This is a genomic window from Paenibacillus sp. FSL H3-0310 (genome assembly GCF_038002785.1).
Taxonomy (GTDB): Bacteria; Bacillota; Bacilli; order Paenibacillales; family Paenibacillaceae; genus Paenibacillus_AQ; species Paenibacillus_AQ odorifer.
This window is the reverse complement of sequence record NZ_JBBODC010000001.1, coordinates 1,123,738-1,135,525: the sequence shown is the minus strand read 5'-3', so window position 1 is coordinate 1,135,525 and position 11,788 is coordinate 1,123,738. Positions and strand designations below refer to the sequence as shown.

At 45.6% G+C, this 11,788-nt stretch carries 6 protein-coding genes; all 6 read right to left on the bottom strand.

All coding sequences use genetic code 11. The features are described 5' to 3' along the window. Positions 1-2: 2 nt before the first annotated feature. Entirely contained in the window at positions 3-1,136 is a 1,134-nt protein-coding gene (locus MHH63_RS05130) for an SGNH/GDSL hydrolase family protein (protein ID WP_341143418.1), read from the bottom strand. Positions 1,137-1,232: 96 nt separating this feature from the next. Continuing rightward, a complete protein-coding gene (locus MHH63_RS05125; protein ID WP_076308240.1) occupies positions 1,233-2,858 on the bottom strand; it encodes an extracellular solute-binding protein in 1,626 nt (541 codons plus the stop codon). A gap of 136 nt (positions 2,859-2,994) precedes the next feature. Then, positions 2,995-3,897: a carbohydrate ABC transporter permease gene (locus tag MHH63_RS05120; RefSeq protein ID WP_036683268.1), complete on the bottom strand. Its 903-nt coding sequence runs from the start codon at positions 3,895-3,897 to the stop codon at positions 2,995-2,997. Between the two features lie 15 nt (positions 3,898-3,912). Beyond that, the gene (locus MHH63_RS05115) at positions 3,913-4,767 is read right to left on the bottom strand and encodes an ABC transporter permease (protein ID WP_038574727.1); all 855 of its coding nucleotides are present in this window, start codon (positions 4,765-4,767) and stop codon (positions 3,913-3,915) included. 350 nt (positions 4,768-5,117) lie between these two features. Then, a complete protein-coding gene (locus MHH63_RS05110) occupies positions 5,118-7,328 on the bottom strand; it encodes a helix-turn-helix domain-containing protein (RefSeq protein WP_340394440.1) in 2,211 nt (736 codons plus the stop codon). Positions 7,329-7,666: 338 nt separating this feature from the next. Beyond that, positions 7,667-11,578 carry a X2-like carbohydrate binding domain-containing protein gene (locus tag MHH63_RS05105; protein WP_341171279.1) on the bottom strand — a complete coding sequence of 1,304 codons (3,912 nt, stop codon included), beginning with the start codon at positions 11,576-11,578 and terminating at the stop codon, positions 7,667-7,669. Between the last annotated feature and the right edge of the window lie 210 nt (positions 11,579-11,788).

Genomic DNA, 11,788 nt, shown 5'->3' with positions numbered 1-11,788 from the left:
AATCAATTGTGCAGCAGTTTCAGAATACGCAGACTGGTGCCTTTACTCTGTTCATCCTTCAGCCCCGTAATGCGTACTGAAACATGCAATTCTTGACGTTGTTCCTGGATCGGAAACATGGCGATAATAGGCCGAAAGGCAAGCGGACACCATTCATCGAATAAGTTCACAGCTTTATAAGAACTGCCATTTAGCGAATATTCAAAAATCCCGCTATCCGGTCCGTAGAGCAGCATCAAGCCTGCGCTTTGCCCGGTCACTGTAAAAGAAAAAACAGCCTCCTTGCTATGGGTATACAGATGCTCTGTTCCAAAACGCCAGTTCATCAGCGGATCTCCTGCAGCCAGTTCGCGAAGTTCGTAACCGTTCACAAGATCAGCCGCACGGAAATCAAGCAGGCTGCCGTATTCATAATTTTGCTCCGCCAAAGGTGGAATATCTAAAGAGCTTTCGCTACTCAAATTCGTCTTGTTAGGAACAAGCGCTGTCTCCAGATACTCTCGCAAAAAAGAGGCATACAGCGCATGACCGTCATCATTGGGATGATATCCATCCGGTGCCAGCTTAGCCCACTCCATTTGTTCCGCCTCTAGCTGCGCATAGACTCTAGCTGCAAAATTAACAGAGGGAAGCTTATAATGTTCAGCTACTTCTTCATGGACAGCAATATTAAAGGGATTGCTCCCGGAGAGATTCTTCTCTGCTGCCGTATACAAAAAGCAAATATCAGTGCCCGGTGACAACCGCCTGCATTGGCGAACAATGCCCTCCATCCCTCTAATGGATTCTTCCCGGTCATTGCCGTCATTGACGCTAAATTCAACGAATAACAAATCAACTGTGCCCTGCTGCAGGACATGCTCCTGTAATCGATGAACACCTAAAGTTGAGTTCGTCCCCCCCACTCCTGCATTGATGAAGCGGAACTCCTGATCCGCAAACCGCTCCTGAAGATACTTACCAGTGAGTGCTCTCCAGCTATATGTGTCTGCTTCGGAAGCACCTGCCCCCTCCGTAATTGAGCCGCCTAAAAAGGCAACGGTCACAGTACCTTTTTCCGTAAGCCTGCCGTTAATTTGAGGTAGTCCACGGCGCGGAACTACAAATGAATGATTGCAATGATTCTCGTCTGTCATAACTCAACCTCCATCCACAAAAACCCATATTTTCCCCTGAAATCAAGAAATCAGGTGCGGGATCTATCATACAGCACCTGATTCTGATTTCAATATTTATTTTTTTGAAGTATCATAAGCCTTTTGTAAAATTTCGAGATAACGGTCAAGCTTCAAGTTCTGCAATCCCTTTACATAAGCGTCCCAGTCCTTGTTCAGATCCTTGTTGCCTGTGATGAATTGCAGCTCATTTTGTTCGATGTAATTTTTCAAATTTGTCTGCAGCAAGCTGGCTTCATCAATCTCACTTGGATCAATCCAGATCGACCAGATGGGGAATAACTCTTTAGGCTCATGACCTTCGTATAGCAGAGTCGCATCATACAGTCTACGTTCATAACCATCAGAAGCAAAGATGTCGGTACCTTGAACGTAAGTATCACGGTATTCTTTAGGCTCATAGAAGTGAGCCATACCACTCCAGCCTGCATTACGTGGTGCTGCGCCTTCTTCACCTGGAATTAGTTTGATCATCGGTTTAACATCTTTCCCCAACGCCACATCGCCTTCGACCGGATCTGTCCAATCGGTTCCCTTCAGGCCAGCTGCGCCATTCGTTTGGCCTTCTGGTGTAAACATATAATCCACCATCTTGATCAGTGTAATTTGTGCTTCTTCACTTGCTTTGTTTGTGATCACGAATTTTGCACCCGGGACTACGCCGCCTCCATCATGAGTCGCATAGGAAATTCCTTGAGGTCCCGAAATCGGAGGCAGCGGGTTGTAATGTGCTGAACGGGTATTCCCCGGGTCGATGTTTACGAAGATCGCTGGGTGCATACCTGCACCTGCGCCTAGAATTTCTGCATCAGCATTTTCACCGATTTTCTTAAAAGCTTCCGCGTTTTGTGTAAAGGCACCCGGATCAATCAAACCTTCGTCAAACAGGGATTTAATATAGGTCAATCCTTCTTTCCACTCCGGAGTAATGGCAGCAGATTGCACCTTTCCATCCTTCATGTTCAGGTAATTACGATCATCATCATAAACAAATGCGTTCATCAAGAAAGGTACGATCCGTACGCCGAACTCCTCGATGGAACCGCTTAGCGGCACTTCATCGGCTTTGCCATTGCCGTTCGGGTCTTGAGTTTTAAAGGCTTTCAGTACATTTTTGAAATCCTCAGTGGTCTTCGGCATCTCCAAGTTAAGCTTTTTCATCCACTCAGAATTCAGCCACATTTTGCTAGGATAGGAACAGTGGAAACATTCTGTATAAGCTACAAGTCCGTAAATGTTGCCATCAGGTGCAGTATTAAGCGTTCTTAGGTCAGAGTTCTTTTCCATGGCTGCTTTAATATTTGGAGCATATTTATCAATCAGATCATTTAGAGGAATGAGTACACCTTGCTTACCGTATTTCAGTAGATCGGCCTGTGAGAATTGATCAATATAGTGAGTAAGCAGGTAAGCATCCGGATAGTCACCACTCGCCAGTGAGATCTGGCGTTTTTCCTGAGCACCATCCGATGGGTTGATCTGCCAGTTGAATTTGAAATTAAATTTCTCTTCTACATGTTTTGTGAATTTATTGGTCGGAAGGTCGATGCCGGATTCCTGAACTGAGAACACGCTGATCTCAACCGGCTTGCCAGACGAACCCGAACCAGAACCCTGCTGCGTGCTGGATGCGTTATCTGTATTTTTATTTGCACATCCGCTAATTACAACCGTAAATGCCATGACCAGAATTAGTAAAGTAATCAAGCTTTGCTTCTTCAAATATTATCACTCCCTTTTGTAATTTAGCAGGTGATACGATGATACCTTAAGTGTGTACTCCGGGCATACCTCCTTTCCAAAAAAGAGACTCCTAAGATCAACCCTTGACGGAACCAACAAGCATCCCCTGTACAAAATAACGCTGTACGAAAGGATAGATAACAAGTACCGGCAAGGTGGCAATCACAATTAAGGAATACTTCAGCAGCTCGGAAAGCTGTTGTTTCTCGACCAGTTTCCCCACGTCCATGGCCCCACCAGCGCTGTTGTTCTGAATGATGATGCTTCTCAGGACAAGCTGTAAGGGGAACAAATCTGCTGATTTCAGATAAATCAACGCATCGAAATAGGCATTCCATTGACCTACCGCGTACATAAGCACCAACACTGCGAGAATCGGCTTGGATAAGGGAAGCACTACGCTCCAGATGAATCTCATATCACTACAGCCGTCGATTTCACTAGCTTCCAAAAGCTCCTCCGGAATCGAGGATTGAAAGAAGGAGCGGGCAATAATGACCTGCCAGACCCAAATGGCGTTCGGAATCAGCAGCGCCCAGCGAGTGTCGATCAGATGCATCTCCTTCACTACCAAATAGGTGGGAATTAGCCCCCCACTGAAGATCATGGTGAAGGTAATGATCATCATCAGTGTATTTCGTCCGAAAAAACCTTTTCGAGACAGCGGGTAAGCGATCATGACCGTTAAAGTTATGCTAATCAGCGTTCCCGCTGCGGTGTAGAAAATTGAGTTTCCATAACCAGTGATAATCTCAGGCGTATTCAGCAATACTTTGAAACCCTTGAAGGATATATCTACAGGCCAGAGCCAGACACGACCAGAGGTCACGGCTGCCGGACTACTGATTGAGCTGCTGATGATAAAAATAAGCGGATAAAGTACAGCGATTACCACAAGAGTAAGCACGATATAGATTGTGATCAGGAACGCTTTGTCGCCGACGGATTCTTTAATCTTTTTTTGAACTGCTGCTGCCATAGATGAGCTCCTTTCCTACCAGATGCTGTTCTTAGTGATTCTTTTCGCCAGACCGTTTACTGTAAATAAGAGAACCAAGTTGATGATGGAGTTGAACAGGCCCACCGCAGTTGCAAAGCTGTAATTGGCATTCAACAGGCCGACCCGATAGACATACGTGGCAATGATCTCAGAATTAACGAGGTTAAGCGGGTTCTGTAGCAGGTAGACTTTTTCAAAGCCAATCGCCATTACATTCCCTACATTCAGAATCAGAATGATAACGATGGTTGGTACAATCCCTGGCAAATCGACGTGGCGGATTTTTTGAAACCGCGAGGCTCCATCAACTTTGGCAGCTTCATAAAGTGTTGGGTCTATCCCTGCAAGCGCTGCCAAATATACGACTGCACTGTAGCCCGCTGTCTGCCAAATATCAGACCACACATAAATCGAACGGAACATGCCGGGTTCACCTAGGAAGTTAATAGAATCCAGTCCGAAGAAGTTGAGTGCAATGTTGGCAAAACCGAGCCGAGGGGCCAGAAAGAGCATAACGATTGACACCATGACAACCGTCGAGATGAAATAAGGGGCAAACGATACAAGCTGAACGAATTTCTTAAACCTTCCTCCCCGTACCTCATTAATCATGAGCGCAAGAATAATCGGGATTGGAAAACCCGCCAGCAGCTGATAGCCACTAAGCATAATAGTATTCTTGAGCAGTGTCCAAAACTGCGGATTCTCAAAGAAGAGCTGAAAGTTTTTAAATCCGACCCATGGACTTCCCCATATCCCTTTTATGACGTTATAGTCCTTAAAGGCTAGGACAGTGTTCAGCATCGGATAATACTTGAAGATGATAAAAAACAGCAAAGGCGGAATCACAAGCAGATGTAACTGCCAGTGCTTTTTTATGCTTTTGCGAGCATTTTGTAAGAATACGGGGCCTTTGCTTTTCGGCAACGACTTGCGATGTAGTACTAATTCTTTCTCCAGAACAATTCCCCCTAAGCAGATGTCTGTGATTTGTGATAGCGCTTTCTACGGATTGATCATAGATGACTTTTATCTCCAAAAGAAAGGTACACTTGGGTGCTTCAGCGTACAAATCGCCCTATCTGAGGAGCACAAAATAGCAGTAGAACGGCCATTTTTCCGAATTGCAGGGTTGAAATCAGAAAAAAGACTGCATCGTCCAAAGTGGACAGTGCAGCCTTATGTTATGGCCTATTTTTTTATTCATCCACAGATTGTCTATAGGCACTCGGGGAGACACCCATCAACCTTTTGAATGCGCGTCTGAAGGAATGTGAACTGTTGTAGCCCACCCGCACGGCAATCTCATCCACCGTTAATCCGCTCTCTTTGAGCAGGATGATGGCCTGATCCATTCTGACTTTTATCAAATGGTCGGAGAAATTAACACCCGTGACCTCTTTAAACAGCTGGGAAATATATTTTTCCGGCCGCTCCACCTGTTCCGCCACCCGGTAGAGGGTTAGTTCCGTATCCGAGTAGTTTTTTGCTGTGTAGTCCTTAATCTGCTTGATGATTTGAATATGAATATCTTTCTTTTTATTCGCAATGAGTCCGCACAGCTCTTCCATAATGTCAAAAAATTCGTTCTGGATCGTCTCAAGCGACTCTGATGAGCCAATGTCTATGACCCGCCGTTTGACACTCTCGATATCTGAATATTCGGTAAATGCCTTTTGATCCAATAGCTTGAGAAAAGTCCCCTTCATTTCCCCGACAAGCTGGTGCTTCATTTCGATGGATAATTCTCGCTGCTCCATATTCTGCACAATAATCGCACGCACAATCCGTTTGGCTTCCTCAAGCTCTCCGGCTCGAATCGTGCTGATTAACCGTTGCTCCGAATCCAGCGGATAATAATAAGTTGTATTCTCAATTTGAGCTTCACTGCTCCAGATAATCCCTTTTTTATTCATATAAACAGCATATTCCAGTGCCTGCTTCGCTTGATCATACGAAAGGCTAACCTCTGTTACCTCTGTGAATAGATCCCCGAAGCCCGCCAGAATGGTAATGCGGTACTCATTAAAGACATTTGTAGCGAGCTCCTCCATCGTCTGGGTGATATTCGCTGCTTCCTGTTCCTTGTCAGCTCCTTCTTCCCTAGAAAAGAACAGCGTTACAACTTTATCAGAGCCCATATCCGTCATCAGGACATCCACGCCAAGCTCAGCCAAGGTCTGTTTCAGCAGCAGCCGGGAAGCACTCAGCTCGTTCAGAATTTCAACACTGTCCATACCCGCATAACCGTTAATCTGAACAATTCCTACGTAGCCAGTATTCTGTTTCATGCTGATATCCGCCTGTTTGGCGGCAGAGATAATTTCATCCCGCGTTTTGAATTCACCGGCAATCAGCCGTTTCAGGAAGGCATCTCGGACCAGAGGAAGCTGGCGGTTAAGCTCGGACTCGAGCAGCTTATTTTTGGTAATCATATCGGCTATATTGCCGCTCAAAAAGTCAAATTCATTTCTCTCCGAGGCTTCTTCTTTGCCGAATTGCTCCTTCATGACACTGAGCATACGGTTGATTGGCGCGCTGTTACGGTAAGCTAATATCAGTCCGGCAATCAAACCGATAATTAGAGTGCCTCCCGTAATTTGTATGGAGATTCTCTTGATTTTGTTAGCATTCTCCATCAAAATATCTTGAGGAATCCCGGTCTGATACACCCAGCCATTGGAATCGGAACGGGTAGTAATCACCAGATCATCCTTATAAAACTGACTGACCTTGTTCTTATCAAAAGCTGGATCGTCGAGCATTTTGACCATTTTCTGCTCATCACTTCCTTGCAGAACAATCGTATTCCCTTTAGCATCACTAATATGCACCCAACCCCCATATCGCTCGGTCAGGCCTGAAAGCAGGCTGGAGATATTTTTTTCATCAATAATCACTACTGCGACAGCCGGCGAGGAATCATTAAAGCTATCCAAGGGGAGTGACTGCATATAGGTAATGACCGAGGTTTGCATCCCCCTGCTGACAAAATCACTAAGTGGCTTGATCTCGCTGCGGTGGGTTGTCTCAAGCACATCTTTTCTCCAATCCTGTAACGAAAGATCCTTATAGTTGAAATTAGAATAGTAATGCTCCGGACGATAGGTCGAACCTGGGGTTAGGATAAGATTATAGTTGGCGAGGTAAATATAATAGTTTTGCAAAAAATCATTAGTCTGGCCGAAGGTCAAAACATTCCGCATCGTTTTCCAAATCCCATACACATTCGTCTCATTTTCACTTTCATTCATAAGAACATTTAGCTCCTGGTTGACCGCCAATTGCCTGGTAAAGCCTTCAACCTCCGCCATACGGCGCTCCAATATCTCCTGACTTTTCTGAAGCTGAGTGACTCCATTCTCAATCGAGATGGACTGTGTCACGGAGATCGAGGTTAGATAGGACATGTACCCGCCAATGCTGGGTATGACCAAAATGACCACATAAGAGATTAGAAATTTACGAAAGATATTGGAATATTTCAGCGTAGTTAGCCTCCCTCAATATGACATTTCGATAGCGCTATCATTACCATAGATTAAAACATTTTGCTTCATAGTCAAGGGTTTGAACTCACTTCACCCTCCTGCACCTCTTCAGAAATGGAAAAAAAACAGCGATCTACGCCGTTATCACTGCCTTTTATCGGCAATTCCGATATTTTATCTATAGTACGTGGCCCTCCTGTCATTTAGAAAAAAGGGGCCAGTAACGGCCCCCCTTCTTCAATGCTTTGGCTAGACAATCAGTTCTTCTTCTGATCTCTGGCCTCTGATCCAGATGTAAAGACATGATCCGTCGAAGCTTCTTCAATGTCGCCGAAGGCCCAATGCGTTGCCGGAACATCTGCCCACTGTGGATTTGTTACATTGGTTAAAGGACCTCTGCCCAAAGCCCTATTCATAACCACAACAGCTTCGGCACGAGTAAGCTTGGCATTAGGACGGAAAGTCCCGTCATTATAACCAGTCAAAATGCCCGTACCTTGGGCTTGCAAAATCGCCGCCTGTGCCCAATGTCCATTGATGTCAGAGAAACCGGAGCCCTTCTGCGTCGAATCCGTTCTAAGCAGGGTCACCAGACTGGCCATTTCTGCACGCGTCAATGGTTGATTAGGTTTAAAGGTGCCATCGCTGTAACCCTTCATTAGTCCCATCTTCGCTGCTTTAGTTATGGCATCAGCACCCCAGTAACCAGAAGGCACATCACTGAACACAACCCCTGCTCCAGTAGCTCCCTTCTCAGCAACATTGGCAAGAATCGTTGCCATCTCAGCACGCGTAATTTCGTGCTCCGGCTGGAAGAACCCACCCGGATAACCTTTGATATATGCGGTATGACGGATCGGATTAGACCCGCCATTCCCTGCAGATCCATCCTCGTTTCCAGTTGCCGGAGTTGGCGTCGGTGTCAGGGCAGGTGGTGTAGAAGATGGCTGAGCTGGAATGTACGAGCCACCTGAGTCCGTTGATGTTGATGTTGATGTTGGTGTTGGTGTCGGTGTCGGACTTGGCGTTGGTGTCGGAGATACAGCAGGACTCGTTGAAACTGTGAATTTCAATTGATCCGTCAGCATGAAATCACCAGATTTCTTCACAGCTTTAAGCGTGTGTATCCCGCCTTCCAATCCCGAAATACTATAAATTTCCTGACGGGTCAGGCGGCTCTGACTATACGCATTTACGGTTTGGACCCGTTGTCCATCCACATAAATATCCATATCACCTTGCTCTGGACCCATAGGTGTGATCAGGCTGATTCCGGTACCCTTGAAGGTATATTCAAAGAAATCACCGTCCACTGATGTGGAGTGAACATCGTTAAGATAATCTCCCTCCACAGTAAACTTAAGGTTCAGCGTCCCCACTGGCTGTGCAGCAAGATAAGATTTATTCAGTGTAACACGGTTACCTGCTACTGAATAATCAGTCCCGAGAACCAGATCATATAATCCGTTAGTAATGCCGGCAAAGCTTTCCGCTTGCTGCAGTAATGTCACCTCAATATCTACCTGAGCGGAAGCAGCTTTATCAAAGCTGGCAGCGATCGGATTAATCATATTCGGAATTTCTACCTTAAGCATATCAAGGAGCATAAATCTGCCTGATTTCTTCACAACCTTGAGCGTGTGCATTCCATCCGGTAAGCCAGAAATGCTGTAAAGGTTCTGAAGTGACATTTGTCCATGATGATAGGCACTGACGGTTTCCTTAAATTGATCGTCAACATATATATTCATATCCCCCTGTGACTCATCTACCTCTGTGAACAGCTGAATCCCCGTTCCTCTGAAGGTATATTCAAAAGAATCACCATTCTGCTCCGTATATTGCACATCGTCTTTATAGTCACCCAATCCTCTGCCACTGCTGCGGTTCCAAGTGCCATTGTACTTAACTGTCGAATCATCGTTATTAATCATCACATAACGAATGCCTGTAGAATCACTAATTTGTATCGACAGAGTCTGTGGATCACCAGCGTTAAAAATGAAAATCAAGCCGGTTGTGCCTGCCGGCTGCTGCGCAAGGTATTGCTTATGAATGGTCAATTTATCATTCGTCACCGTAAAATCGTCTTCCGAAAGTGCCTCGCCATTATTTTCAATACCGCTCAGTGTATTACCATTCAAATTCAGAGTGACAGTAACATCCTCTTGTTGTTCTATTGCTTGGTCGAATCGCGCAGATATCGGAGTAATGGTACTATTCTGTTCTCCTGCTGGAGTTTCTGTAGTCACCTTAAATGCGTCAAGCAGCATAAAATCACCTGAGCTTTTGACCACTTTAAGCGTGTGAGAGCCGTTTGCCAGTCCCGAGACACTGTACAGATTTTGCTGTACCTCTCTTGATCCAGTTTTATAAGCACTAACGGTCTGTGCAGCCTCATTGTCCAGCGTAATAATCACATCTCCCTGAGATTCATGCTTTTCGGTCAGCAGGTCAATGCCAGTGCCCGTAAAGGTGTACTCAAAGGAATCCCCGTTCTTCTCGGCATAATGCACATCGTCTTTATAATCACCCAATCCTCGAGATGAGCTTACCTGCCATGCGCCATTATATTTAATGCCGCTGTCATTATCATTAATGTAAACTACATTGGTGACCGTTGCCTTGTTCGCAGCAGACGAATTCTCAGACGGGTCAGTCCCATAGTTCATAACATCCGATTGTGAAGCCATCGACGGAGCAAACGAGGAATCCTTGATCGTAATGCTCAAATCCTGCTTTCCTTCTAGCAGCTCTTTGCCGCCATTACGCTTCCAATCCCCGCTGTAGCGCATACCTGTATCATCATCATTGACTGTAGAGGTGCCACCTAATGCTGTAACTTTAAGCATCCGTGACGCATGAGGTTCAAGTATGCCTCCGCTAAATTCCTTCTCAAAGTCTCCCAGCTCAGTGTGACTCCATAAATCGCGAACAGATGCCGGGCCTTCAAGGCCGAGATCACTCCATTTGACTTTCACCTCCACACTCCGACTGCCCAGATTGAACATAGCTACGCTGTAAGTGCCATCTCCATTATTGGCATACCAAACCTGCTGCTGGGTATCCATAGATACCGGATGGCCTGGACGTCCTGCCTGATTTACGGCAATTACCTCATCATTGGTAAGCAATTCTAGACCATAGCTGTCCAGCCTAGTCATGTCATTACCTGTATACAGTGGTACGGAAGAGATTGACCAGAATGTCATCGCGGATTTCCGCTCGTCTTTGGTCAGACCATCCATAGATCCGTTACCAACGTTCAGGGAATCAAAATCATTCCAACCCCCAGGACCTGCATCCCTCCACCAAAGTGCTGCTTTGGGGAACAAGCGGGAAATACTCGGCCAGGCTGTCAGCCCACTGCCATCGTAAGCTTCCACATCCCAGTCAATTCGCCAACCGTTGGCATACTTTTTCCAGAAATCCACGTAATTGTGATCGAGCGCCCAGGACAGCTCAAACCAGATGTTATTTCTGTCAAAAGCCTTAGACCATGCCTCAACATCGCCGCGCGCATCACGGCTCAAGTTATCAATCCCCGAGCCAGGAGTCACGCTGTCAAATTTGACGAAATCAATGCCCCACTCGCCAATCATATCGGCAATAGAATCCACATACTTCTGGGCACATGGATTCGTGAAATCAATTTTATAAGTGTAGGAATTCCAATAATCCATAATGGTAAGCGGCTTGGCTGTAATGTCCTGTATGCGGCATTGGCCACCAGTCCCGTAAATCTCAAGATTCCGATTATAGGCATCGATGGATACCCCCGGAATCATATAGATTCCAATTTTCTGCCCATTATTATGAACATAGTCAATGACCTCTTGAAATCCGTTAGGATATAAGGTCTCACTTGGAATCGGTCTGCCGTATTCATCCATGTCGCCATTCCAGCCCGCATCAATATTGATGTATTCATATCCATGGGCTTGCAACTTCTCATGCATAACATCCGATTGTTTCTTAATGCTTTCGGCCGAGGTCCAGTTACCTGCACCGTCGTACACCTGCATGCTGTAACTGCTCCAGCCCATATACGGCTTTTGCGCCATACTTTTCTCAGCTGCTAGTGCCACATTGCCCTGCGTTCCTGTGAAACCGAACTGCGCTGCTGCAATTATAAATACCAACAGGCTCATTCCCAGTTTTTTTCCCATTCGCTTCAAATTATCCTTACCCCCTCATGAAATGTGGTTAAAATTTCTTTGATAGCGCTTTCTTTACGGGATGATCATAAAGGAAGAACGAGTTCCACGATAGGTACATTTCCGCATTTTACGTACAAATAACCCAAAAACAAGGGGACAAATGAACAACGGAACAAACATTATTCCTCCAACACTAGAAACTTAAGGAAGATAATGTGA